This is a genomic window from Paenibacillus sp. CMAA1364 (assembly GCF_054373195.1).
In genome coordinates, this window is record NZ_JBITNB010000006.1 from 51,144 (window position 1) to 76,357 (window position 25,214).

A 25,214-nucleotide genomic window follows, 5' to 3' on the forward strand; every position below is an offset into this window, starting at 1 on the left:
AGTATAGCTTTTCAATAAATCTTAGGAGGTTTTTTCAATGACAACAGCACCAAAGATTATGATATTCGATACAACGTTACGTGATGGGGAACAGGCACCAGGGGCGAGTCTACATCCTGACCAGAAAATACAGCTTGCAGCCAAAATTGTAGAGCTTGGAGTAGATGTGTTAGAGCCGGGATTTCCCATCTCTAGTCCAGGAGAATTTGCTGCGGTAGAAGCGATATCCCGAGCGTTCCAGCAAGTTGAGATTTGTGGGTTCGCCAGAGCTGTGAAAGGAGATATTGATGCTGCCGTAAGGGCAACACGGGATGCTGCACGACGTCGAATTCATCTCTTTCTATCATCGTCGGATATCCACTTGAAGCATCAATTACGTATAAGTCGTAAGGAAGCGGTAGCGAAGGCTCGGGAGATGACTGCCTATGCGAGACAATTCAGTGACCACGTTGAATTCACTGCGATGGATGCTGCTCGTACTGGCATAGCAGACCTTATTGAGATGGTAGAAGCTGTAATCGAAGAAGGGGCGACAATGATTAACCTTCCCGACACCGTAGGATACGCACTTCCGCAGGAGTATGGGGATATGTTTCGTAGAGTTCGTGAAGGTGCAAGAGGTGGATCGGACGTCTTATATAGCGCTCACTGCCATAATGACCTTGGACTTGCGGTAGCCAATAGTCTGGCTGCCATTCAGAATGGTGCATCACAGATTGAAGTAACTATCAATGGGGTGGGTGAGCGAACTGGTAATTGTGCACTCGAGGAACTGGTTATGGCTTTGGAAGTTAGAAAGGACTCGTTGAACTACTCAACCGGGATCTCGATGGAAAAGATATATGGTGCATCAAGGGCGGTTAGTAATGCTATGCATTTTCCAATCTCATATAACAAGCCTATTGTGGGTCGTAATGCCTTTCAGCATGAGTCGGGTATTCATCAAGATGGACTACTGAAGGATCTAAGCACCTATGAGATTATGAATCCTGAATCACTAGGTATTTCACGAGATATGATCATTCTAGGCAAACACTCGGGTCGTCATGCACTGAAGGATCGTATAGCACGGTACGGGATGACGTTGAATGAAGATGAGATGGAAGTGCTTTACGATGTTTTTAAAGAAACAGCAGACCGCTTGAAGGTCGTTACGGATGATATGTTATTGAAGATGGTCAGCCAAACAACAGGACAAAGGATACAGAACCTTGAATTGGGAGAAGTTCAGGTACAGGCGGGTAGCGCAGAGGAACGTATCGCAACGGTCACACTACGCCATCTACATGAGGATCGAGAATCCACGCACACGGCTGTTGGTAAGGGACCGCTAGAAGCATTAATCTCTGCAATCGGTCAAGGAATAGAAGCAGATATAACTTTTGGAGAGTTGGAACTACATTCTCTAAGTACAGGAGAAGAGGCACATGCTGAAGCTGCTATAACGGTGAAGTGGGAAGGACAGACGTATCGTGGCACATCTATTCATCAAGATATCGTGATGGCTGCTGGACTTGCTTATGTGGCTGCTTGTAATAGTGCACTTAAGTGAGTACCCAACTGAATAATCGTTAGACCAAATAGGTATGAATGACGAATAGTGAAGCGGGGAAATTCTAAGCTTGACTGTTCGTCATTCTTGTTTAATAAATGTTTAGTATAGGATACTCTCAGCGATCAAGGGCTTTCGTAGGAGGATAGATGTTCTTGTCAAGATGTGGACAAAGTTATCCACATATCCAAGTAGAATTGTGTGTAAACGGAGCCATTTAGGAATATATATAGCTTTGAGTGAATCTTGAAACAGTGGATACTTTTTTCATTGAAATTGTGGATAGTGTGTATAACTCAGTGGATAAGAAGACCAATTCTATTAAAATCCCCATAAAACCTAAAAAAATAGCCCTAATGGCTATTTTAAAGTGAGAGTTATGCAGGATTTCAGTGGATAACATTGTGCATAACTAATTTTATGATTTTAAATTATTTTTTTTATTATATTTATCATTGCATAACGGGTCAATTTGGTCATGATCGTATGGAATCTTAATCTACCGCAAGTTGCTCCCATTCGCTATAAATAATCTCAAGAGAATTCTTCTTTGTATTGACCATCTCTTGATGTTCTTGTAAAGCTATATAGTCTTGGAATATTTCAGGAAGAGCCATCTTGGCCTCAAGGGATTCGATGTCTTCTTCTAACGTGTGAATCTCCTCTTCTAGTGTAACTAATCTGCGCTGACGGTTACGCTCTTCACGTTTGGCTAATTTATCTGCTTCAAATGAAGAGGCTCCTGGCTTGTCGGTAGAATCCAACGCTGTGTCCATACGTGATGACGTTTTGGCGGCTAACTCCATTGCTTCTTGTTGTATTTCTGCGAGTTCTTGTTTCTTGTCTATATAGTCATCATAATTACCAAGGTACTGCTCCGTTCCATGAGATGACAGCTCAACAATCCGTTCAGCCATTTTATTCAAGAAATAACGGTCATGTGAAATAAATAGAAGGGTACCCTCGAAGTCCATTAAGGCAGATTCAAGCACTTCTCTACTGACTAGATCCAAATGGTTCGTAGGCTCATCGAGGATAAGCATATTGGCTTCTAGAAGCATAAGTTTAGCCAGGGCTACACGAGCTTTCTCGCCACCACTAAGTGCGGAGACTTTCTTAAGAACATCTTCTCCACTGAAAAGAAAGTTGCCAAGCACCGTTCGAATTCGTGACTCTTCCATATGTGGGTATTCGCTCCACAACTCTTCTAAGACAGTGTTCTTAAAGTTCAGGTTCGTCTGCTCCTGATCATAATAACCAATCTTCACTTTGGTGCCCCAATGAATCTGACCGGCATTAGGCGTAAGTGTATCGAGCATACATTTGAACAACGTGGATTTACCAATTCCGTTAGGTCCGATAAGCGCAACGGTCTCGCCTCGACGCATATCAAAGGATGCATGCTGAAATAAAGGATTCAACGGGTCGAAGGCGACAGATATCTCCCGCACCTGCAACACCTCTTTGCCAGATGGGTATTCTATTCCGAATGAAAAGGAAGCTTTCTTCAGATCACCTTGCGGTCGATCAAGACGATCCATCTTATCAAGCGACTTACGACGGCTTTGAGCTCGCTTGGTTGTAGAAGCACGTACTAAGTTACGTTGAACGAACTCTTCCATACGTGCAATTTCGCCTTGTTGTTTATCGTATTGTTTCAATTCGGCTTCGTACTCTGCCGCCTTGATCTCTATATAACGACTATAATTCCCGGTGTAACGCTTAGATTGATGACGCTCAATTTCTACAATGGTGTTGACCAGACGATCTAAGAAATAACGGTCATGAGAGACGACTAAGATTGATCCGGAATAGGCGCGCAAGTAATCTTCTAACCAGGTTAATGTCGCAATATCCAAATGGTTCGTAGGTTCATCGAGCATAAGTAGATCTGGGGCTAGCAATAGAATGCGTGCTAATGCAAGACGGGTCTTCTGTCCGCCACTAAGTGTATGAATAGGTGTATTTGGTGCGAAATCCCCAAATCCCATACCATGGAGTACGCTACGGATCTTCGTCTCCATTTCATATCCACCTTGGTCTTTGAACCAATCGGAACGAAAGGCATACCGTTCTAATAGGTCCTGATATTTCTTAGGGTTGTCCATAGCATCCGGATCGGCAATCATGATCTCCATCGAACGCAATTCTTGCTCTGCTTCAATTAAGGGTGTAAATACACTCAGCATTTCGTCCCAAAGCGTTCCATCTGATTGAAGACCGCTATTCTGAGCAAGGTATCCAATCGTTGTTTCCTTAGCTTTGAAGATTTGCCCTCCATCATGGGAGATCTCCCCAGCTAAAATCTGCAGAAGTGTGGATTTACCCGCACCATTGACACCGACAAGTCCGATGCGTTCTTTCTCCAGAACCTGTAGATTAATGCCATCAAGAACGGGATGGACGCCGTACAATTTTTTTATACCAGAAGCTTGAAGTAACATGTGCTAGAAACCTCCATCTATATCCTTATATAACGGCTATTTTACATGAATTCAAGGCAATACGCGACTTATGAGAAGGAGATCGGTATATTCTTGGCGAATTGATGGCAATAGTGATACACTATATGACAAATACAAGTAACAAATTGTCAAGAAACATGCGATAATCATGGCCATATAATGATATTTAAAGAATGTATATAGAAGGCAGTTGTATAGGAATGAGTGGTACGAATGATTCAATATTTAATCACAAAAAAGAGATGCGCACACAATTAATACGAGCTCGCAATACCATACCCGAGGACCAGCGTCAACAGTGGTCTGGAAGGGCTATTGGATTCTTGACAGATATATTCCGTACGATGCAGATCAAGAACTTCGCAGTATATATTCCTTTTCGTTCAGAATTGAATACGAGGTCATTGGTTGAGTGGGGTTGGAATAACGGCATTCAAGTGCTCGTACCGAAATGTAATCCAAATGATTATTCTATGCAGTTGTGTCCTCTCAAAGATTGGAATGAGTTATCTTTCGGTGCTTATGGGATACAGGAACCAAATCTTATACATACGTCAGCCTTAAGCGATCCATTCGTTCCAGAGGTTATTGTACTCCCCGGACTAGCATTTGATAGAAATGGGGGAAGATTGGGTTACGGAAGTGGTTACTATGACAGGCTCTATGAGCGATTACAACCATGGTTCGAATCCAATAATCCGCCAGTGATGATCGGACTTGGATTTCATATGCAGATTGTGGACAAGGTGCCTATGGGCGAGCATGACACACGACTGAATCTGCTAGTCTCAGAGAAGGGTGTTATGGATTGTTCTAAGGAAGATAGCGAGGGTATGTGACTCATATCAATAGATAGGTGGGGAGATCATATGTTGTGGAAGACAGCAATCTTAACAGCCAGCGATAAAGGGGCTAGGGGTGAGCGTGAAGATACGAGTGCACAAGTCATTCGGGAGTTGGTTGAAGAGGAATTGGGTGGCGAGATTGTAGAATACAGAATCGTCCCCGATGAACAAGATGAAATCATGGCCTCACTTATTGAACTTACGGATTATTTCAAGTCAGATCTCATATTAACCATTGGGGGAACGGAGCTTGCGATTCGAGACGTTACGCCGGAGGCCACGAGTCTAGTCATTGAGCGTGAAGTGCCTGGTATGTCAGAAGCGATGCGGAGTGCTTGGATGGGGCGGGATCGCTCAGCCATGTTATTTCGCGGGATTTGTGGTATAAGAGGTCGTACACTTATCGTTAATCTTCCAGGTACACCAAGAGGTGTGCATGAATGCTTAGCCTCGCTTATGGATCAGCTACCTGAAGCGCTCTTAATGGTGACAGGACAATATCGCCAGTAGAATCTAGCCTTATCTCATCAAATCCTTCTAAAATCATCGTGTGATGTGATTTATGTTATGGTATAATTAGTTTATTAGAAATGACCTTATCTTGTTGGATAGAGACAGGCGTGTTCATCCAGCTCTTAAGTGATATAGATCAATATGGAGGAGGCAAATGATATGGGAATTGGAACACCAGGCATTGTTCTTCTAGTGATATTAGCGCTATTGCTCTTTGGACCGAATAAGTTACCAGAATTAGGCCGTGCGGTTGGACGGACATTCCGTGAGTTCAAGGCGGGAGCGAATGGGTTGATGGAAGAACAGAACAAGCCTAATGCTGCACCTGATGTGCAACAAGTAGATGTAGTAGCTAAGGAGAAGGATAACAGACGTTTACCAGAATAACGCAGTAAAGGCTAATCTGGCACTTACTTATTAAGGATAAAGTATAGCGTGAGTAGCATACTTTATCCTTATACTCCTTGTATAGACGGATACCGCCCTTCACTTAGGTGCGGATTAGCCGTTTCTTGTTGTGTCCAAAAACGTATGAAGATTAGAGGTGGCAAGTATGTCCGAAGTAAGTAATGAGATGTCCATATTCGATCATTTGGGTGAATTGCGTAAGAGAATCATTTACGTACTAATTATTTTCCTAGCAGGTCTAGTCATAGGTCTGTTTCTTGCCAATCCAATCTATCATTATTTAGTGAACGCAGATCATGCGAAGAATTATGTGCTCAACGCATTCTCCTTCTGGGATGGTATTGGTATCTATATGAAGATAGCGATGGGGATTTCCTTAGTTCTTTCTATACCAGCTATCGTGTATCAATTATGGGCTTTTGTAAGTCCAGGACTTAGGGAAGAAGAGCGAAAGGCTTCACTTCGATATGTACCTTTTGTATGTATTCTATTCTTAATCGGACTTAGCTTCGCGTACTATATTGTATTTCCGATGGCCTTATCATTTAGTAGAGCTGTGACTGCAAGCATGGGACTTCAAGAAACGTACGGAATCACCCAATATTTCAGTTTCTTATTCTCACTAGTTATTCCTCTTGCGTTGTTATTTGAGTTACCTATTATCATCATGTTCCTTACCAAGATCAGAATTCTCAATCCGCTACGGTTACGAAAAATGCGCAAAGTCGCTTACTTTGTCCTTGTATTTGTTGCTGTGGTCATTACACCGCCAGATTTCATATCCGATTTCTTGGTCGCGATCCCACTCGTTGTGTTATATGAATTTAGTGTGTTCCTATCATCCTTAATATATCGCAAGCAATTAGCAGCAGATGCGGCGCTCGAAGAACGTTATTCGGAAGCATCGGATGGAAGATAACTTAAACTCACCCAAATAGAAGCATATTTCACGAAAGACTGGATAGAATGATAGAGGTCGTATAACTTTTTTTGAGAAAATAGCTAAAGGGACTTGAAAAAAGTGCCCAAATTGAGTATCATAAAAATTGGTTGTTAGCACTGATGCTTGTTGAGTGCTAATACATATTTCGTCAAGATGTTACTGCACAACAATATACTATATTCGTTTAAGGAGGCTATTTTTCATGATCAAACCATTAGGTGACCGCGTATTGGTAGAGCCAATCGAGCAAGAACAGACAACTTCATTCGGGATTGTTCTTCCAGATTCCTCTAAAGAAAAGCCGCAAGAAGGCAAAGTTATTGCTGTAGGTAGCGGAGCTGTTAAAGATGGAGCTCGTGTTGCTCTTGAAGTTAAAGAAGGCGACAAGGTTCTTTTCTCTAAATATGCTGGAACAGAAATCAAATATGAAGGTAAAGAGTATTTGATTATGAAGGAAAGCGACATCCATGCAATTCTAGGTTAATACACCTGGAACTTACGAAGATTCTAAATATGTAATTTATAATTCATAGGGAGGTTTATATTACGATGTCAAAAGAAATTAAGTTCAGTGAAGACGCTCGTCGTTCCATGCTTCGTGGTGTGGACGCTTTGGCTAATGCAGTAAAAGTTACTTTGGGACCAAAAGGACGTAACGTTGTTCTGGAGAAGAAATTCGGTAGCCCATTGATTACAAATGATGGTGTAACCATTGCTAAGGAGATCGAACTAGAAGACGCATTCGAGAACATGGGTGCTCAACTGGTTAAAGAAGTAGCTACGAAGACAAATGATGTAGCCGGTGACGGAACAACTACAGCAACTGTTCTTGCTCAAGCGATGATCCGTGAAGGTCTTAAGAACGTAACTGCTGGTGCTAATCCAATGGTTATTCGTAAGGGAATCGAGAAGGCTGTTAAAGCAGCTGTAGCTGAATTGAAGAACATTGCTAAACCAATCGAAGGCAAACAATCTATTGCTCAAGTAGCATCGATCTCTGCTGGTGACGATGAAGTCGGCGAATTGATCGCTGAAGCTATGGAAAAGGTAGGAAATGACGGTGTTATCACGGTTGAAGAATCTCGTGGATTCGCAACAGAGCTGGAAGTCGTGGAAGGTATGCAATTCGACCGCGGTTACATTTCGCCTTACATGATTACTGATACGGATAAAATGGAAGCTGTTCTTGAGAATCCATACATCCTAATCACAGATAAGAAAATCTCAAGCACGCAAGAAGTTCTACCATTGCTTGAGAAGATTGTTCAACAAGCGAAGCCACTTGTGATTATCGCTGAAGATATTGAAGGCGAAGCGCTAGCAATGTTGGTAGTGAACAAATTGCGTGGAACATTCAACGCAGTTGCTGTGAAAGCTCCAGGATTCGGTGATCGTCGTAAAGCAATGTTGCAAGATATCGCTGCATTGACTGGTGGACAAGTGATTACGGAAGAACTTGGTCTTGATCTGAAGACAGCTACAATTGAGCAATTGGGTACTGCACGTCAAGTACGTGTAACGAAGGAGAACACAATCATTGTGGATGGTGCTGGTAACAAGGCTGACATCGATGCTCGTGTGAACCAGATCAAAGCACAATTGGAAGATACCACTTCTGACTTCGACAAAGAGAAATTGCAAGAGCGTCTGGCTAAATTGTCTGGCGGAGTAGCGGTAATCAAAGTTGGAGCTGCAACAGAAACAGAATTGAAAGAGCGTAAACTACGCATCGAAGATGCCTTGAACGCAACTCGCGCTGCGGTTGAAGAAGGTATCGTATCCGGTGGTGGTACTGCACTCGTTAACGTATATAACGCAGTAAATGCTGTGGATGTAGAAGGTGACGAAAGAACTGGCGTGAACATTGTATTGCGCGCTCTTGAAGAACCAATCCGCACGATCGCTGCAAACGCTGGTCAAGAGGGTTCAGTTATCGTGGATCGCTTGAAAAAAGAAGCTATCGGCATTGGTTACAACGCTGCTACGGATGAGTGGGTAAACATGTTCGAAGCTGGAATCGTTGACCCTGCGAAGGTAACTCGTTCCGCATTGCAGAACGCTGCATCCGTTGCAGCAATGTTCTTGACTACGGAAGCTGTTATCGCTGACAAGCCAGAACCAGCAGGTGCTGCTGGAATGCCTGATATGGGCGGCATGGGTGGAATGGGCGGCATGATGTAATAAGGGGAATAAACCCTTATGCTACCGCAGATGGAATGTATCAAGGGTAACCCTTGGGTAACATATAGTTGTTAGTTAGAAGCCTCTCATGAGTTCAAGCGAACTTGCGGGAGGCTTCTTTCTTTTTACGCTTGGTGACATGAAGGTATACGTGTTGGTTATGTCATCGTTTTTATGCCCTAGTCGATCCCATGAATTAAATCTTAAATCTTCATTGCCATTAAACCCAATCCTAATTTTATATTTCTCCATATAGTAAGGTGTAAGCTAAATTAAAGGAGGAATTACAATGGGTTGTGGAGTTGGCGGAGTAGGCGGAATTGGTGGAATGGGTTCAGCTGGGATATTAGTATTGTTCATATTGTTGGTTATTATCACTAGCGCGTTTTGTATCTAAATTAATACGCGGCACATGGATAGCCATTATTATTGGTAAGAAAGCCTTTCCTGATTAAACAACTCCACCGACCTTAATTGGTCGGTGGGGTTGTTTTTTATGATTAACTAAATCACATAAAAGTAACATCGTTGCATGCTAAAGATCGAAGTTTAGGTTATCTGCATAGTGGGTTTTGATCATTTCTGCGGGGTAACATCGCTGTATGTGGTCAGCTAAACTAATTCCGTTGTTCTAAGGGAAATGAGAGCCCTTATATCGTGATTTTAGTGTTGCATATATTTGTAACGGAAGTGACAACGCTTATTTTTACTTTTTAGGGTTACGATCATCCATTTCGGCGTAATAGCGTCATCCAGTTCCGTTAGAATTCTAGCTGCTTCAATGTTAAGTAAATAGGGTCTTCTGATTCCGTTAGAATTGGGAACACAACAAATATTGGTTGAAATCATGACAAATGGCGAAGTGGCATTACTTATTGTACACGAGTTATAGATGAACTTTACAAATAAGAGACCTTTCACGAGTTCATTGAACTTATGGAAGGTCTTTCATTTTTCTCATATAGGGGGTATGCCTCAATCTAATTGCTCATCCAATACACGTTTGACTAAATAACGTACTTCATCTGTTGACTTGGTATCCATTAATTGGTTTCTTAGATCGCTTGCGCCTTTGAATCCACGAATATAGATTTTGAAAAAGCGATGAAGTGCTTTAAATGGACGTGGGTCGGTTTCTTGTGAATATTTATCGTGAAGATCCAACTGTAAAAGTAATAGTTCGAGGAAATCCTTCACGCTGTGATCTTTCGATTCTTTTTCAAAAGCAAATGGATTGGTGAAAATGCCACGGCCAATCATGACACCATCAATGCCGTATTGTTCTACTAATTTCATTCCCGTTGCGCGGTCAGGAATATCTCCATTAATGGTTAACAACGTATTTGGAGCAATGTCATCGCGTAATTTCTTTATTTCAGGGATGAGCTCCCAGTGTGCATCTGCTTTACTCATCTCTTTTTTGGTACGAAGGTGAATGGAGAGATTCGCAATATCTTGTCTCAATACATGTTCTAACCAATCGCGCCACTCGTCAATATCATTGTAACCCAGTCTTGTTTTCACACTAACGGGTAATCCACCTGCTTTGGCTGCTTGAATAAGTTCTGCTGCAACGTCAGGCCGTTGTATTAATCCAGCCCCTTGTCCATTGGATGCGACATTTGGTACGGGGCACCCCATGTTTAGATCGATCCCCCGAAAACCAAGCTTTTTCATATCGATACTCATCCGTTCAAAAAACGCGGGTTTATCCCCCCAAATATGCGCTACAATCGGTTGCTCATCTTCTGTGAACGTTAACCGTCGCAGTACACTGTGTTTACCTTCCGGGTGACAATAACTTTCTGTATTTGTGAATTCTGTGAAAAAGACGTCGGGTGCTGCAGCCTCACGAATGACGTGGCGAAATACAACATCTGTGACATCTTCCATGGGTGCTAATATAAAAAACGGCTTCGGTAAATCAAGCCAAAAGTTATGTTCGTTACTCATATGATCTCCTCCTTTACCCAGCACACTTCATGTTGTTGAATTTATAAGAAGTGCATGTCTATTTTGCCCCATTTTCGTAATTATGACAAGCCCGACGTGATAAATGCGGCTTGTCCGAATTTTAAAATTTGTGTAGGTTGTGTATGACAATACTTGACGTATGAAGCAAGTGAAGATAGGCATCTGTTTTATTTTATGATGTCTTTACGTTCTCATTACCGTTCGCTGCACGTATAATCGATTTGGTGAGCTTGTACAATAGATTGTGTAAACTCTAGAATCTATAATAATAGTAGTATAAGAAAGGTTGGAAAGGCACAAGGGATTATGGGTGACACGGCAATGAAGAGAGTTTAGTTAAGAGAAAAGACTAGTGTCTGCACATGATGTATATAATGCATTGAAAGAGTTGTTTACTAGACGTTGCAAGAGATGTTGGAAGGTGAGGTGGACGCTCATTTAGGCTACTAGAAATAAATAAGCAAATAACAAATCTACAAATCTGTAAATGAAGAGATGGCACGATAGCAAAGATGGGATGCTCCATGTTATACCAATAGACAAATCGGTTCAATACGTTGATTGAAATTCAGGCAGATTTTCGCTAAAGTAGTCATCATAAGGATCCTTTCAACTGATTATTTTATGGTGATTTAACCTAAGCAGTAATGGGATCCTTTTTTATTTTATTCATGAGTTTGGAATAATGATGGGAAAGAAAGGTGAAGTGCTATGAAAATTATTGTTTTTGGCGCAACCGGCGGTGTAGGTCAATCTGTCTTGAAGCAGGCAGTAGAAAGTGATTTTGAGGTAACGGCTTTTGTACGGACACCAACAAAGCTAGAATTTACACACGGGAATTTAACTATTATAAAAGGAGATGCCTTCAATCAAGCAGAAGTCGCAGCGGCAATTGCTGGTCATGATGCTGTCGTGTCATGCTTAGGCTCTAGTCAAGGGATGAAAAAATCGACAGAATTGCAAGAGATGACGAAAAATATTGTTACTGGCATGCAGAAGCATGATGTGAAACGAATCGTCTACATCGCTTCAGCGGGAATTCATAAAGAACTATCAGGTATAAGCGGGAAACTGATCATGAGAGTACTTAAGAATACGCTAACAGATCATCGGGCTGCCACTGATTATATTGAAGCACATGGACTTAGCTATACAATTGTTAGACCTATGGGGTTAACCAATCGGCCCCTTTCAGGAAAGTATAGAGAATCTACGACGAGTTTACCAAAAGGATCAAGGTCAATACCACGTGCTGACGTTGCACATTTTATCCTAAAAGCATTAAAGGATGCGCAATATGAAAACACATCAATTGCAATTTCTACTTAGATAGTTATAAAAATTCACTGACGTCGAGGCATCCGGAAAGACCCCCGTAGTGTTTTGTTATAGAATCAACGCAACTACGGAGGTATCTGTGCGCACATAAGATTCAATAAGCGCCTGATGAATAAGTTACTTCATAACTACATACCAGCCCATAAGTTTCCTGAAAAATGGGAGTTAATTATTCTTTGCTGTTTAATAGAAGACACCATCGGAATCAGAACTTTGAAAAAAGCACTTACCGATTAGTGATGACTTTATGAGAAGCGCGTTGCACAGTGACAAACGATCACATGAAAAATCCACAGCCTAAATTCGCTGTGGATTTTTCATGTGATTATACACGTTCTGTTTTATGTCCAATCAGCTTGTAGTACACAAAATACAACGATGGAATCATCACCAATGTAAACAAACTCGAGAATGTAAGCCCCGCAATGATTGTAATTGCAAGTGCTTCAAACAATGGATCACCCGATACAGCAACTGGAATCAAGGCTACAATGGACGTTAGTGATGTCAAAATGATTGGCTTGATACGTGCGTATCCTGACTCGACAATTGCTTCAATGACATCCATATTGCCTAGAAGTCGGCGTGCTTCCACGAAGTCGATTAACACAACCGCGTTCCGCACAACAATACCGGTCAACGAGACAATCCCCATGACACCTAGAAAGCTGAGAGGTGTCTGAGTGATGAACAAGCCTAGAATCGCACCCGAAATACCAAGGTACACCGCGAACAACACAAGGAACGGCAGACTGAACGATTTGAATTGGAACGCAATGACCAAATAAACAAGTAATAAGACTACTAAAAATAGAATACCGACTTCAGCAAAGAATGCCTGCTGATCAGAATCCTCCCCACCAGTGGAAATTGTATACCCTTTAGGTAAGGCTTTCTTTTCTGCTTCCGCAGCATCTAACATGTTAGCTTTAAATCCATCGGCATCACCATATGCTTTTAACGTGATAGCCCGCTCACCTTTTTCATGAGGTACTTGTGCGATTAATGACGTTTTCTCTGAAGTGAGAAGTTCATCCAGTGGAACGAAGTTAGGTGGACCTTGAGTTGTCATGGAAGGAACGACACTTTCTGAAAGATCTACAGGTTCCCCCGCAGTCACACCTTTTTGCTTTAACACGACTTGTTTTGAAGTATCACCCTCATACAAATTGAACAAAGGGACGCCTTGCGTAAGCAATTGTAGCTGATTCGTTACTAAGTTCAAGGATATTCCATTATCCTCAAGTGCTTGACGATTCGGGAGGTACTGGATAGCTGGAATAGGTGCTCCTAAGTTATCTGTGACGATGTCCGCACCGTTTTCAAGCAAGCGAGCTTTCAAGTTATCGCGTAACCGAGCGAGCTCTTCGATGTCGTCACCCGTAATCGTTACGGTAACCGGTGCTCCAACAGGCGGCCCTTGGACAATTGTTCCAAAGAAGATTTCCGCATCACTGTAGCGTTTTCGCAACTCTGGTTCCCATTTGTCGATGAATTCAGAGGCGCTCGTATTATCATTTTTGATACGAAACACCGCTTGCCCGGTGTTTTCACCGGTGTTATTCATCGAAGCGGCAAACAAATTAGGTAATCCGCTTCCTGCGAAAAGGGCGGTTTCTTTTACGTTTTCATCTTCTTCTGAAATTTCGTTTATCATCTTTTGGATTTCATTATTCGTTTCGTCAATCGTCGTCCCTGCTGCAAGTCGGACATTCATTGTCACTTCTTCCTTGTCTGCAGCTGGGAAGAATTCAAACGGTGTTAGAAATGCTAAGAATAGTAGTCCTGTGGCTATGACCAGACCACCTATTCCTACGAATAAAGGACGTTTCAATACTTTACGCAATACTTTCTCTGAGTAGAATACTGCAATTTTTTCTAAAGGCTTGCCTAAAAATCCTGGTGTATCTGATACCTTTTTATTGCTCCGTGTGGTCTTGATGAACTGAAGCATCGGAACGAGGGTCACAGATAATACAGTCGATGCAATAATTGTCGTGATCAAGATACTTGGGAGTGCTTTGATGAATGAACCATTCCCACCAGATAGTAAAAGTAATGGTGAGAAGGTTACAACGATCGCTAAACTAGAAGAAATAATGGATGTATAGACTTCTTTAACACCATTTATAGCACCATTCAGTGGTGAATCCCCCAACTTATAACGTCGCTGAATATTGTCATTCACGACGATACTATCATCAACGAGAATCCCGATTGCGATGATGAGCCCGATGACTGAAATCTGGTTCAAGTCGACCCCCATGTACGGAATTGGGATGAGGCCAATGAGTACGGATGCAAGAACGGTCAATGCTACTACAAACGAACCGAACAATGTGAGTCCAGCAGTTGTCACAACGAGTACCGCGATGACTGCAATGAGTAGTGAAATATATAAACTATTGAATATTGAGTTCACATTATTTGCTTGCGATTCGTATGTGTGGGCCGTTATTTCTGTGGGAAGTTCGTCAATATAACGATCCATCTTCTTCGCAATGGTTTTATCCATAGAAGGGATATCTTGCCCAGGCTGTAGGAAGATCGTATAAGATATTGCAGATTGTCCGTCAAACGTGACAATGTCTTTCGCATCTTTTGCCACTTCTCCAATGTCGGCTAACTTAGCCAACGGCACAGCTGCATTTCCGATTTGTAATTGTTTTAGCTTTTCAATTCCTTCATCCTGTTTCACTGTCAAGACGACGCGTTCCTTGCCGTCATCGTGGGTGCCAAGAGAGAGAGGTTGATTGGCTTGTTGCAACGCACTGAGTACATCATAGGGTTGCAGTCGATTCTCAGCCAGTTTTTCAGGGTCGAGCGTAATCATTAGTTGCTTTTCCGTAAACCCTTTGACTGTTGTTCCTGTAACTCCTTCTATAGACTGGATATCATCTGATAGCGTACTAAGCGATGTTTCCAAGTCTGCAAGTGCTTTATCGTCTCCAGTAAACATGTAAGAAACGAGCGGGAACGCTAAATCAAGTTTTTTTACTTCAGGAGTCTGTGCCTTCTCAGGTAATTGACTAGCAGATCCCTGCACTTCTTGCTGCAACTTACTGAATGTTTGCTCACTGTCGATTCCATCTTTTAATGACAGTGTAATGATGGATACAGAATTTGCAGAAACAGAATTCATTGTATCGATTCCGTCTATTTTCTTAACTGCCCGTTCCAGTGGATTCGTTATTGTTCTTTCTACTTCCATTGGTTCTGCTCCCGGAAGAATAGCTGATACCATCACAAGATTGACAGGGGTCTCAGGAATTTCCCGCTTTGGTAGCGTTAAAAACGTATAAGTTCCAACCAGCATAAGGATGAAAATTAGAAAAATAAATAATTTACTCCGTTGTAATAAATAAGTCATTGACATTCCTCTCCTCTATATTTAACTAGTGTCACCGCAACTTGATTACCATCTTTTATCATGTCATATCCAAACATCAATCACAATTAGTAAATTCTAAATATACGCTGTAAAACTTTAGATCGGCTACACTCATCTGTATAGAAAAATTGTATTTCACTTAGATTTATACGAGTACATTTTCTCAAGTTAACTAGAATACCAAATGTAAATATACATATATTTTCATCAAAGGATACAAGATTTGTGATGAAGACGTTTCGCTCCTTTTCACATCACAATAAATAATCAGTAGATTATATTAAAGTGAAGGGAGATTGTGAATAAGCGTACTTCAACTAATGACGCATTATAAGCAGCACCTTGGACACCTTATGTTAATGGCACCTATTACTTATGGCCTTATTTGGCGTGATTGGCAAGCAACATGTCGTTTTTTGCTAGTTACAAAATGACAATCGGAAGTTGATATTATAAATGTCCTGCCAAGAAGGCAAGACGCAGTCACAACCAAAACTAGTGAATATGTAGATAGCTAAAGGAGGGCGTATGTATGACATCCCAGACTCGTATTATAATGCCGATAGGATTCTGGGCAGGCTTATTCTGATCTTATAGCTGGACATTTCCCAAGGTATCCTCAAGCTTGCGACCGTCTTTGAAACAGCACATTACTCACCGTCCGTCTTAGCGGCTTACCACGTGCGTGATTACCACGATGCTCTATACCGAATGGCCCATTCAAACAACTGTGTACTCTCGAAAATTTAAGAATTACCGAGGAAGGCGAGTACTGTACAATTGAACTGGGATGGTCGTATACCGAGCAACCCGGTCTGCCGATGCTGGTGGGTATCACGCTTACATTTCTTCTAGAGTTAGGGCCCCGGGGGACAGGTCAACCTTTGACAGCCAAGTCGGTTGAATTCTCACACCCATTGGGTGATATATAGGCACTTGAAGATTGCTTCAGCTGCTTCGTCCAGATGGGTTCGAATTGCGATCGGTTAACGCTACATCGAAAAGATCTGGACTGTGTTTTTGTCTCGTACAATGCAGAGTTACTGGAAATTCTAAATCCCGTACTGGACCGATCGTTGGGCGAGCAACAAGGTAGCCGCTCAATCACCGAGATGGGGATGAGTTTCAAGGATCTGTTAACACAAACCCGATATGAGCAGGCACGAGAGTACTTGAAAAATGCCTCGCTCAATATTAAAGAAGTGGCCTTCCTCATTGGATAAGAGGTTCAGAACTCGTTCTATCGCGCCTTCCATCTTTGGGAAGGCGTTCATGTGCTAATTAATGGGGGGAATTATGAAGAGGTAGAACGAACTATAAATGAATTTAAGTCAAATCACCCGGCGACCTCTCCTCAATATGCTACAGCCGATATTATGAATATTCAACAAAGAGAAGATTTATTCAAAAAATACCCCAATATCGATATTTTAGTCAACAATATGGATAAATTACTTTCATACTAATGTTCTTGCTGCAAATGGATTATCTGAATTAATAGTAGGAATAGAAGTTACAGCAAATAATTGAGGGTATCTACACGAATGAAGATATGACTTTTTCAGAAAAAGAGAAAGACTTTATGACTAAAAATTTACCTCAATCTGAAATACAGCGATTTATTAAGCCGATTGTAATAGGTAGACTTGTTACATTTGTATGTAGTCCTTATGCATTTACATTTAAAGGTTCTCCAATCCGAATGGATGGGGGAATGATACCGACTATTTTTTAATGTATTTCGTTCCGATTACAAGGCCAATTTATGAACTGAAGGTCTCAATTATAGACATTTGAAAATAATTTTAAGATGACTACAAACGCATATCATTTTGAAAGTTGAGGGCGAAATGATTCGTTTCATCATATACGACAAACGTATATCCTTGTTTTTTGTAAAATGAAATGATCTCTGGAAGTGCAGCTAAAGTTTGTGGCTTTTCGTGCATCAGTACAACTTCTCTATCCTTCTTTGTGCCCTTTTTAATATTTTCTACAATTTGGCTTGGGTTATCTTTTAAAGCCCAGTCATTGGAGTCAATTGTCCAATCCCAAACATGAATGCCTACGTCTACAAGTTGGTTGCGAATCTTTTCGCTATTCATTCCAGGTGCGGAACCAAAAGGAGGGCGAACTAGATTTGGCTTTGTACCTGTAATCTCTTCAATTAGTGCTAACGTTGCTTTCATTTCAGGTACTAACTGGTTATCCTTATATAATGTTTTAAAATTATGCGTCATGCTATGGCCGCCGATATAATGCCCTTCTGCTATTGCACGTTTCACGCTTTTTTGGAGGTGCTCCTTTTTCAGATTAGCTCCTTGCATGAAAAAGGTTGCTTTCACATCTTGCTCGTGTAAGATATCTAGAAATTGGTTAGTTAGTTTACTAGGACCGTCATCAAATGTGAGGTATACCTCTTTCACTGAAGTCTCTACTGTAGTTGGTTCTGAATCCGTTTCTGTTTCCGTTTCTATATTATCTGGGATGGTGATGGTTGGAGCCTCAACTCCGTAAGTGATATTTTGCTCGATATTTTTCCCGCTGTCAGCATACGACTCTCCTATAATAAACCCAATAAGAAAAGCAGAAGTTAGCATAATTAATACAATTACCATGAGTCGCAATCTTATTTTATTTCTGCGTTTACGTTGTATACTTTGTATTTCCTTCATTGTGATTATATCCTCCGATGATCTTTTAGACACTTTCGTTTTCCATAAATTTTGTAAAAGTAGCAAACACCTAAACGTGTTTGCTACTTTGAAATGCAAAGGGATTATTTAATGTACGTGTCACTGACCAACAGATTTCCCAATATATCCGACGGGATCTCGAACGTCACAATACCCATATAACCAGGTGCGACTTCATATTTGTCGAATGAAATAACGAGTTTATGATTAGCAGTAATATAGAAGTTTTGATCAGGTTTGATGACTACGAAATCCAATTCGGATCCATCGAATGAGAAATAAGAGACCATTTCATCTATCGACATCTGTCGCTTCATTTCACCTGTTATATATGAACTAATGGTATCAATATATTTGTCATCTTTAAATAGACTAGGAAGTGTGATTAATATATTCTGCTGTTTATCGATGGTGTCGTACTTCATCGTTGTTGAGGAGGAGCCGACAGTATTTACCTCATACCGAGCAATCGATAGCAGTTGGGTGGTATCTGTCATCACTTCGTAGCCCGTGTCAATTCCAAGATGACCGTCTCCTGATTTCTTCATTTCAGCAACTTCTTCTTCAAATTGTTCGAAGAGTGCTCTGTTTTCCTCGATATATTTACTATTTAAAGAAGCCTGTAGGTCTTTATTGTCTAAGCCCTCAATCGCTGGTGTATCAAGATCGGCTTGATATGTCTTATCATCTATAGCCAATTTTTGAACAGTGAAGACTTCCACGATGGCTCCTAAACCAGGAATATTCGCCATTGATTGTGCCATAGCTGGACTCATGTTGATACTGCCAATAAATAAAATAACTGCTGCAGCGGCTCCAATGGACCATATTTTTAGAATTGGACGTTTCTTCTGCGCTGCTTTTGCCTGAGAAATGGTGTCCTTTACGAAGAATTCCAACTCTGATGGGATTTCTATCTCGTTATAATTTTCTTTTAACTTATCTATTTTTTTCATAATCTAACATCTCCTTCAACTTTAATTCGTAATTTTTTTAATGCGCTATAAAGCCTAGTTTTAACGGTACTGACATTTTGTCCAGTTATGGTTGCGATTTCGTCGATTTTTAAATCCTCGAAAAAGCGAAGAATGATAAGTGTCTTATATGTTGGAGGAAGCTGATCAATGGCATCTTGCAAATCCATATCGGTCATTTCATCCTCTAATTGCGGTAAATGTACACTCAGAATATCATCATCCATGAACGTTATACGGTGATTTTTTCTAATAAAGTCAATAGATGTGTTGATAACTATTCGATAGAACCATGTTTTTAAATATTGGATTTCTTTGAGACGGTCAATTGACTTAAGTGCATTGAATATAGAATCTTGTACAATATCGAGCGCCAGGTCCTTATTTCTAACATAGCTATATGCAAGGCGATAATGGGATTCTCGATTTTCAATTATAAATGTCTCTATAAGTTCAAATTTTTCTGTTTTTGTCATGACAAAAGTAATCACCCTTTCTAATGTTTAACATGTCGCGAACACGTTATAGTTATTCGACGGACAAGGTGCTTAAAAAGTTTGAATTGATTATCAAAGTGTACTTCTCTGAATATTACATTTGAAAAAAGGCTGTCGAGAATTTCTGAGGCCAATGAAAAAGTCCAGAAACAGTTGTTAGTGTGGTCGCTACGATAACGGATTTTCCTTACGATCGTTGATGCCCTCAGATTTTTTGATTATATAACCTCAAAAGCGGTTGAAATCCGATGGCAAAGACGAATGCTACCGCTTCTTCAGGACAATTCCGATCTCTTCGCTACTTCGAACTTAATACATTATTCTGGTTTTCAGGCATCCTTCACACAATCTATTTGTGCGAAGGATGCCTATTTTTCGTATAATAAAGGTATCAAATCTAGGTAGGTGTTCGTCATGATTCCAAACCAACAAACTCTTAATCTAATTCCATACACAGCCATTTACGATATCGTTGTTCCTAAAGATAATATGCTACGTCAAATCAATGAGCTCGTTGATTTCTCCTTTGTTCAAGATGAATTACAAAATAAATATTGTCTCGATAATGGTCGTAATGCAGTCCCCCCCATTCGTATGTTCAAATACTTCTTAGATATGGCGCCTGAAGATGGGGTCATCAATCCAGTTCACTAACGAAGTTTCGTAAACTTCGCTTGAAAGATGTGAACCTGCTCGATAGCTAATTCAAAAAACAGTGGATATTGCATTAGAAGATGAACTGAACTATTTGAAGGAAATCGTAGTTGATCATCATGAGCATCTTCAACTGTCCAATGAGCCAGATGCACGTGTAGGTCACAAAACGGCGGACTTATCTTTCTTTGGTTATAAAACACATATCGCAATGAATGAAGAGCGTATTATTACAGCTGCTGTGATTACAACGGGTGAAAAAAGTGATGGAAAGCAACTTCAAACATGGATTGAAAAAAGCCGCGAAACGGGTATGTATGTTTGTAAAGCTGGATATATGGCGATTCGCAAGGCACGTCAAGGTAAGAAAAATAGAGGGAAGAAGCAAGCAGATACCTATTATTTTGATATTGACAAGTGTAAGCGATGCCCCCTCAAAGAAGATTGTTATAAAGAAGGAGCAAAATCAAAAACGTATTCGGTGAGTATTAAATCAACGGAACATAACGAACAGAAAGCTTTTCAAGAAAGTGAACATTTCAATGAGAAAGCGAAAGAGCGCTATAAGATAGAAGCGAAGAATAGCGAATTAAAGCATAGACACGCGTATGGTGTGGCCTCTACCTCAGGTCTTGTTGGCATGCAGATGCAAGGAGCTATGGCTATATTCACTGTGAACCTCAAGAGAATATTGACTCTATTGAAGTAGAAGGGAAAAAGAAAACCATACAATAAAGGCGAATTCACATTCAAAATTGAATGGAAATTCGCCTTTATCTATTTTGGGCATTTCACAAAGTCAAAAGCTTACCTTTTTCAGTGGCCTCGAACAAACACAGCCTTTTTTATTCACCGTTAGCAAACTCTCCCTTCGTATGATAGTATTCACTCAAATGAATCATTGGATTTCGCAGAGATCTTATAGAATGCTAGTGAAAGGAGAGAAGTCGTGTCCATTCGTATAAAACTACTGCTATCTTATACGGGAATGCTTGTTGTTAGTTTACTTATGTTAGTCATGACTGCAGCTTTGTTTACAATTGCTTCGACAGGTGATATTCATAGTCTTCGAGACTTTTATAAAGTACACTATCAATTAAATCCGCTATCGGAGCAAGAGGAATCTATCTTTTTAGAGTTGAAGTATTTAGCTAAGAAAGACCCAGATGAATTGCAGAACAAGGAATTGTTACTGGAATATGATTTTAAGTTAAAAACAGAAAAAGCGGGGCTGTTTGTAAGACGGGCTAGTTATCCGATTTTTGAATCGCCTACACTCAATCAACCTGAATTAAAGGAATCGTTACCTTCTTATGATCTGAATAATTATCAGATTCGCAACACGTTTAATATAAATGAAAGGTTTTATGGGTATGCCAAATTTGACTTTAAATATTCGGATGGTGCAAAAGGTAGTGTATTCGTTATTAAAGAACACAGTCCATTTGCGGAAATCATAAGAAGGCTGTTACCGATTCTTTCGTTCATATTTATTGGCGTTCTTGTGATTGCGAATGTGCTATTGTATCAGTGGATTACACGAAGTGTTATTAAGCCACTGAACTTGTTAAGGGACTCCGCAGAAAGGATTCAAGAGGGTAACCTTCATTTTGAGCTTAATTTACAATCCACGGATGAGATCGGGCAGTTGAATAAAGCGTTCGAGACAATGAGGCTGAGATTGCAAGAATCCGTTAACCTTCGTCTGCAATATGAGGAGAATCGTAAAGAGTTAATCTCTAATATTTCACATGATCTACGTACGCCGATTACGAATATAAAAGGATATATTGAAGGCATTCGGGATGGTGTCGCGAATACGCCAGAGAAGATGGACATGTACGTCGACATTATTTATAACAAAGCTGTTGGGATGGACAAATTGGTTGATGAATTATTTCTCTACTCCAAGTTAGATTTGAATCAAGTGCCATTTACGTTCGAGCCAGTTGATATTGTACGATTCCTCGATGATTGTAGCGAAGAAATGCAATACAATTTGGAGAACAAAGGGGTAACATTTCTATGGGATCAGCATATTTCAGGACCTATTGAGGTTCTAGTAGATTTGGATAAGTTAAAACGAATGGTGCTGAACGTCATTGAAAATGCGCTTAAGTATATGGACAAGCCTCATCCAATCATACGGTTTTCGCTACAATCCGATCTCAACTGGGTGACTGTAGAAGTGAAGGATAATGGTATGGGTATTGATGCTAACGCTCTTCCACATATCTTTGAACGATTTTATCGAGCGGAACCTTCTCGAAATCTATCGACGGGCGGTAGCGGACTAGGACTTGCGATTGCACGTCAGATTATTGAACGGCATGGTGGAACGATATGGATGGAAAGCGAGCAAGGTGTGGGTTCAAGCCTATTCTTTAGTTTAAAGCGAACGGAGAATGAAGGAGGGAAGTAACGCACATGACACGGATTCTAATTATTGAAGATGAGACGACGATCGCTCAATTGGAAAGAGATTATTTTGAACTGAACGGATTTGAAGTTGATGTATGTCATACAGGTTCTGAAGGGTTACAACGAGCTCTTCAAGGAGACTACAATCTTATTATCATAGATTTGTTGCTACCGGTCATTGATGGTTTTGAATTGTGCCGTCGCATTCGGGAGGCGAAGGAAGTACCGATCTTTATCGTCTCTGCGAAGAAAGAAGAGATCGATAAACTTCGAGCATTTAATCTTGGAGCGGATGATTATATTACGAAACCATTTAGTCCAAGTGAATTAGTGGCTAGAGCAAAGGCGCATCTGTCAAGATATGAACGCATGCTCAGTAAGCTAGAACCTGTGGTGAAGCATGAGATCCAAATCCGTGGACTCCATATAGATAAGGATTCTCGAAGGGTGTTTGTACGTGATAAAGAAGTCGTGTTTACGACACGTGAGTTCGATTTATTGGTGTTCTTAGCGAGTAATCCCAATCGGGTGTTTAGTAAAGATGATCTATTCGAACGCATATGGGGGATGGATGCTAGCGGAGACATTTCAACGGTTACAGTTCATATTCGCCGAATAAGGGAAAAGTTAGAATCAGACCCCTCGAATCCACAGTTTATTGAAACGGTTTGGGGTGCAGGGTATAGATTTACTGTGTAATGGCGTTATTCTAGTGGAATTTTGATAATTGTAATGCCTAGTTAATAAATTGTTAATATTTCGTTTCGTGGGCGTTCATTTCTTACCTATATCATTTAGTTATAGACATCAGTAGCACATAACTTAATGATCTGAGGAGGAAATACAATGAATAAAGTTTCTAAAAAAGTAGCGGCAATGATGGTAGCAGCAACACTGAGCGTAACATCTTTACCCTTCGCGGTGTTAAATGTACAAGCAGCACCAGTTCCAAGCAATGCAGGGGTATCCTCATCATCATTTGAATTATCAGATATAGAGGTTCAAAAAGCGTTTGAAGCACTTGCTGGTCTTGGTATAATACATGGTTATATCGATCACTCGATGGGTGTGAACAATCAGATCAATCGTGCTGAACTAGCGAAAATGATTGTATTGACTTTTAAACTACAGGGTACCTCAGAGAAAGATATTCAAATGACCGATGTCAATTCGAACGCATGGTATTACAAATATGCATCGGAACTTGTTGGTCTAGGTATCATGGAAACGAAGAATGGCGCATTCAATCCTAAAGAAACGGTAACAGATGAAGAGCTTGTACAAGTGGTATCCAAAGCATTGAATCGGGATATGTTATCCGTAAACTACTGGGCTAAACCATTCTATTCATCTAATGAATCCGCATCACGTGGAGAAGTAGCAAGCTTATTGAATACAGCACGCAAAGCTATTCCTTCGGTTCAAGCTCAAATATTAAGTGTGAAATCGATTAACAACACGACTGTGATTGTGACATTGGATGCACCGTTGACAGGTGAGAATGAAGTATTCGCTAAAGCGAAAGAAGATTTCGTGTTTAATGATGGTCTAACATTAACAAATATGCCGCGGCTGAAGTCAGGTTCCATTGCAACGTATATCGTGCCTACTTCGGTACAACAAGCTGGAACAAATTATACCTTAACATACAAAGGTAAGAAATCAGGTTCATTTGTTGGGAATACATCGAAGGTGGATATGATGACCACAAATCAGGTTGCGAATGATACATTTGAGATCGAAGTGCTAAAAGTTAATGGTGTAATTGACTATGGATATGTCATTTCTGCTTATAGTGGCGGTCGTGGTGCGAATGCCTTTGTCTTGGATGAGAACAACACAGCAAATAGCACAACGTATCAAATCATCTCCTCCATGCAGGGAAGACAAGTAACGATAACACCAGAAGGTGGAGAATCGATCGTTGCTAAATATGTACCCTTCACACAATCGACAGATGGTAAGATGGAGCCAAAGTTCCGACTACCTGCAGGACAAGTATTGAAACCAGGCGTGAAATATACCGTAACATCCGATTGGGCGACAATAGTGAATCCAACATTCGAAGCAAAACAAATCGCGTCGTTGCAGCTTTCTGCTGCAGAGGCAGTCAGCGAAACATCAATTCATCTAACCTTGGCTCAAGATCCGGGCGATGAGTTATTCTCAGGACGCAGTGTAGAATTGATAACCTCCAACGGAGAAAAGTTGGTTGCAACGTATAAATTCTCCAGTCGTAAAGGTGCTGTAGGTACGTTCGATATTGTCAATAAAGGTATAATGATAGCTGGAACAACGTATATTGTAACTCCAGTGGGCGCTTGGGCGACGGCTTCTCAAGTGACACTAATTACGCAATAAT

The 25,214-nt window shown here is 40.7% G+C and carries 18 protein-coding genes and 3 pseudogenes; 15 read left to right on the top strand and 6 right to left on the bottom strand.

Annotation, left to right across the window (positions count from 1 at the left end):
• Nucleotides 1-37: 37 nt before the first annotated feature.
• Nucleotides 38-1,552 (top strand): 2-isopropylmalate synthase, encoded by a 1,515-nt coding sequence (locus ACH8E3_RS06395; protein ID WP_458631787.1) that lies wholly within the window; start codon nucleotides 38-40, stop codon nucleotides 1,550-1,552.
• Nucleotides 1,553-2,046: 494 nt separating this feature from the next.
• Here ACH8E3_RS06395 and ACH8E3_RS06400 read toward each other — a convergent pair whose 3' ends face one another.
• Nucleotides 2,047-3,996, bottom strand: a complete 1,950-nt coding sequence (locus ACH8E3_RS06400) for an ABC-F family ATP-binding cassette domain-containing protein (RefSeq protein WP_458631788.1) — start codon at nucleotides 3,994-3,996, stop codon at nucleotides 2,047-2,049.
• A gap of 221 nt (nucleotides 3,997-4,217) precedes the next feature.
• On the opposite strand from ACH8E3_RS06400, the gene ACH8E3_RS06405 reads away from it, so the two are divergent.
• The 7 genes from ACH8E3_RS06405 (at nucleotide 4,218) to ACH8E3_RS06435 (ending at nucleotide 9,304) form a co-directional block, all read left to right on the top strand.
• A complete protein-coding gene (locus ACH8E3_RS06405; RefSeq protein ID WP_458631789.1) occupies nucleotides 4,218-4,856 on the top strand; it encodes a 5-formyltetrahydrofolate cyclo-ligase in 639 nt (212 codons plus the stop codon).
• Between the two features lie 30 nt (nucleotides 4,857-4,886).
• On the top strand, nucleotides 4,887-5,372 hold the full coding sequence (locus ACH8E3_RS06410) for a MogA/MoaB family molybdenum cofactor biosynthesis protein (RefSeq protein WP_458631790.1): 486 nt from the start codon (nucleotides 4,887-4,889) through the stop codon (nucleotides 5,370-5,372).
• Nucleotides 5,373-5,534: 162 nt separating this feature from the next.
• Nucleotides 5,535-5,762, top strand: coding sequence for a twin-arginine translocase TatA/TatE family subunit (locus tag ACH8E3_RS06415; RefSeq protein WP_458631791.1), 228 nt, complete (start codon nucleotides 5,535-5,537; stop codon nucleotides 5,760-5,762).
• A 166-nt stretch (nucleotides 5,763-5,928) separates the two neighbouring features.
• Nucleotides 5,929-6,702, top strand: coding sequence for a twin-arginine translocase subunit TatC (gene tatC / locus ACH8E3_RS06420; protein WP_458631792.1), 774 nt, complete (start codon nucleotides 5,929-5,931; stop codon nucleotides 6,700-6,702).
• Nucleotides 6,703-6,928: 226 nt separating this feature from the next.
• Nucleotides 6,929-7,210 (top strand): co-chaperone GroES, encoded by a 282-nt coding sequence (groES, locus tag ACH8E3_RS06425; protein WP_458631793.1) that lies wholly within the window; start codon nucleotides 6,929-6,931, stop codon nucleotides 7,208-7,210.
• 65 nt (nucleotides 7,211-7,275) lie between these two features.
• Entirely contained in the window at nucleotides 7,276-8,907 is a 1,632-nt protein-coding gene (gene groL / locus ACH8E3_RS06430; protein ID WP_458631794.1) for a chaperonin GroEL, read from the top strand.
• Nucleotides 8,908-9,196: 289 nt separating this feature from the next.
• Nucleotides 9,197-9,304 (top strand): YjcZ family sporulation protein, encoded by a 108-nt coding sequence (locus ACH8E3_RS06435; RefSeq protein ID WP_458631795.1) that lies wholly within the window; start codon nucleotides 9,197-9,199, stop codon nucleotides 9,302-9,304.
• Between the two features lie 578 nt (nucleotides 9,305-9,882).
• Here ACH8E3_RS06435 and ACH8E3_RS06440 read toward each other — a convergent pair.
• Nucleotides 9,883-10,860 (bottom strand): tRNA dihydrouridine synthase, encoded by a 978-nt coding sequence (locus ACH8E3_RS06440; RefSeq protein ID WP_458631796.1) that lies wholly within the window; start codon nucleotides 10,858-10,860, stop codon nucleotides 9,883-9,885.
• A gap of 732 nt (nucleotides 10,861-11,592) precedes the next feature.
• Between ACH8E3_RS06440 and ACH8E3_RS06445 the strand changes: the two genes are divergently transcribed.
• Complete coding sequence (locus ACH8E3_RS06445; RefSeq protein ID WP_458631797.1) at nucleotides 11,593-12,210, top strand: NAD(P)-dependent oxidoreductase; 618 nt, start codon at nucleotides 11,593-11,595, stop codon at nucleotides 12,208-12,210.
• A gap of 334 nt (nucleotides 12,211-12,544) precedes the next feature.
• Here ACH8E3_RS06445 and ACH8E3_RS06450 read toward each other — a convergent pair whose 3' ends face one another.
• Nucleotides 12,545-15,589, bottom strand: a complete 3,045-nt coding sequence (locus tag ACH8E3_RS06450; RefSeq protein WP_458631798.1) for an efflux RND transporter permease subunit — start codon at nucleotides 15,587-15,589, stop codon at nucleotides 12,545-12,547.
• Nucleotides 15,590-16,185: 596 nt separating this feature from the next.
• Between ACH8E3_RS06450 and ACH8E3_RS06455 the strand changes: the two are divergent.
• Together ACH8E3_RS06455 and ACH8E3_RS06460 are read left to right on the top strand one after the other, a co-directional pair.
• A pseudogene (locus ACH8E3_RS06455) lies at nucleotides 16,186-16,830 on the top strand (AraC family transcriptional regulator ligand-binding domain-containing protein); the annotation flags it as partial.
• 42 nt (nucleotides 16,831-16,872) lie between these two features.
• A pseudogene (locus tag ACH8E3_RS06460) lies at nucleotides 16,873-17,345 on the top strand (Rossmann-fold NAD(P)-binding domain-containing protein); the annotation flags it as partial.
• Nucleotides 17,346-17,424: 79 nt separating this feature from the next.
• On the opposite strand, the gene ACH8E3_RS06465 reads toward ACH8E3_RS06460, so the two are convergent.
• From ACH8E3_RS06465 to ACH8E3_RS06475, 3 genes are all read right to left on the bottom strand, one after another.
• Complete coding sequence (locus ACH8E3_RS06465; RefSeq protein WP_458631799.1) at nucleotides 17,425-18,285, bottom strand: polysaccharide deacetylase family protein; 861 nt, start codon at nucleotides 18,283-18,285, stop codon at nucleotides 17,425-17,427.
• A gap of 104 nt (nucleotides 18,286-18,389) precedes the next feature.
• Nucleotides 18,390-19,262 (bottom strand): anti-sigma-V factor rsiV, encoded by an 873-nt coding sequence (locus tag ACH8E3_RS06470; RefSeq protein ID WP_458631800.1) that lies wholly within the window; start codon nucleotides 19,260-19,262, stop codon nucleotides 18,390-18,392.
• The gene (locus tag ACH8E3_RS06475; protein ID WP_458631801.1) at nucleotides 19,259-19,756 is read right to left on the bottom strand and encodes an RNA polymerase sigma factor; all 498 of its coding nucleotides are present in this window, start codon (nucleotides 19,754-19,756) and stop codon (nucleotides 19,259-19,261) included. Before ACH8E3_RS06475 ends, ACH8E3_RS06470 begins: the two co-directional genes overlap by 4 nt.
• A 435-nt stretch (nucleotides 19,757-20,191) precedes the next feature.
• Here ACH8E3_RS06475 and ACH8E3_RS06480 point away from each other — a divergent pair.
• The 4 genes and pseudogenes from ACH8E3_RS06480 (at nucleotide 20,192) to ACH8E3_RS06495 (ending at nucleotide 25,213) form a co-directional block, all read left to right on the top strand.
• Nucleotides 20,192-21,140, top strand: a pseudogene (locus tag ACH8E3_RS06480) (transposase).
• A 240-nt stretch (nucleotides 21,141-21,380) separates the two neighbouring features.
• Nucleotides 21,381-22,853 (top strand): sensor histidine kinase, encoded by a 1,473-nt coding sequence (locus ACH8E3_RS06485; protein WP_458631802.1) that lies wholly within the window; start codon nucleotides 21,381-21,383, stop codon nucleotides 22,851-22,853.
• 5 nt (nucleotides 22,854-22,858) lie between these two features.
• Complete coding sequence (locus tag ACH8E3_RS06490) at nucleotides 22,859-23,551, top strand: response regulator transcription factor (protein WP_458631803.1); 693 nt, start codon at nucleotides 22,859-22,861, stop codon at nucleotides 23,549-23,551.
• A gap of 147 nt (nucleotides 23,552-23,698) precedes the next feature.
• On the top strand, nucleotides 23,699-25,213 hold the full coding sequence (locus ACH8E3_RS06495) for an S-layer homology domain-containing protein (protein ID WP_458631804.1): 1,515 nt from the start codon (nucleotides 23,699-23,701) through the stop codon (nucleotides 25,211-25,213).
• The last annotated feature ends 1 nt before the right edge of the window (nucleotide 25,214 follow it).

Bases quoted from the DNA above. Each gene is read 5' to 3' on its own strand.
- groES (WP_458631793.1), top strand. From the start codon at position 6,929: ATGATCAAACCATTAGGTGACCGCGTATTGGTAGAGCCAATCGAGCAA.
- ACH8E3_RS06470 (WP_458631800.1), bottom strand. From the start codon at position 19,262: ATGAAAAAAATAGATAAGTTAAAAGAAAATTATAACGAGATAGAAATC.
- tatC (WP_458631792.1), top strand. From the start codon at position 5,929: ATGTCCGAAGTAAGTAATGAGATGTCCATATTCGATCATTTGGGTGAA.
- ACH8E3_RS06445 (WP_458631797.1), top strand. From the start codon at position 11,593: ATGAAAATTATTGTTTTTGGCGCAACCGGCGGTGTAGGTCAATCTGTC.
- ACH8E3_RS06435 (WP_458631795.1), top strand. From the start codon at position 9,197: ATGGGTTGTGGAGTTGGCGGAGTAGGCGGAATTGGTGGAATGGGTTCA.
- ACH8E3_RS06495 (WP_458631804.1), top strand. From the start codon at position 23,699: ATGAATAAAGTTTCTAAAAAAGTAGCGGCAATGATGGTAGCAGCAACA.
- ACH8E3_RS06395 (WP_458631787.1), top strand. From the start codon at position 38: ATGACAACAGCACCAAAGATTATGATATTCGATACAACGTTACGTGAT.
- ACH8E3_RS06450 (WP_458631798.1), bottom strand. From the start codon at position 15,589: ATGACTTATTTATTACAACGGAGTAAATTATTTATTTTTCTAATTTTC.
- groL (WP_458631794.1), top strand. From the start codon at position 7,276: ATGTCAAAAGAAATTAAGTTCAGTGAAGACGCTCGTCGTTCCATGCTT.
- ACH8E3_RS06465 (WP_458631799.1), bottom strand. From the start codon at position 18,285: ATGAAGGAAATACAAAGTATACAACGTAAACGCAGAAATAAAATAAGA.
- ACH8E3_RS06405 (WP_458631789.1), top strand. From the start codon at position 4,218: ATGAGTGGTACGAATGATTCAATATTTAATCACAAAAAAGAGATGCGC.
- ACH8E3_RS06415 (WP_458631791.1), top strand. From the start codon at position 5,535: ATGGGAATTGGAACACCAGGCATTGTTCTTCTAGTGATATTAGCGCTA.
- ACH8E3_RS06440 (WP_458631796.1), bottom strand. From the start codon at position 10,860: ATGAGTAACGAACATAACTTTTGGCTTGATTTACCGAAGCCGTTTTTT.
- ACH8E3_RS06475 (WP_458631801.1), bottom strand. From the start codon at position 19,756: ATGACAAAAACAGAAAAATTTGAACTTATAGAGACATTTATAATTGAA.
- ACH8E3_RS06400 (WP_458631788.1), bottom strand. From the start codon at position 3,996: ATGTTACTTCAAGCTTCTGGTATAAAAAAATTGTACGGCGTCCATCCC.
- ACH8E3_RS06410 (WP_458631790.1), top strand. From the start codon at position 4,887: ATGTTGTGGAAGACAGCAATCTTAACAGCCAGCGATAAAGGGGCTAGG.
- ACH8E3_RS06490 (WP_458631803.1), top strand. From the start codon at position 22,859: ATGACACGGATTCTAATTATTGAAGATGAGACGACGATCGCTCAATTG.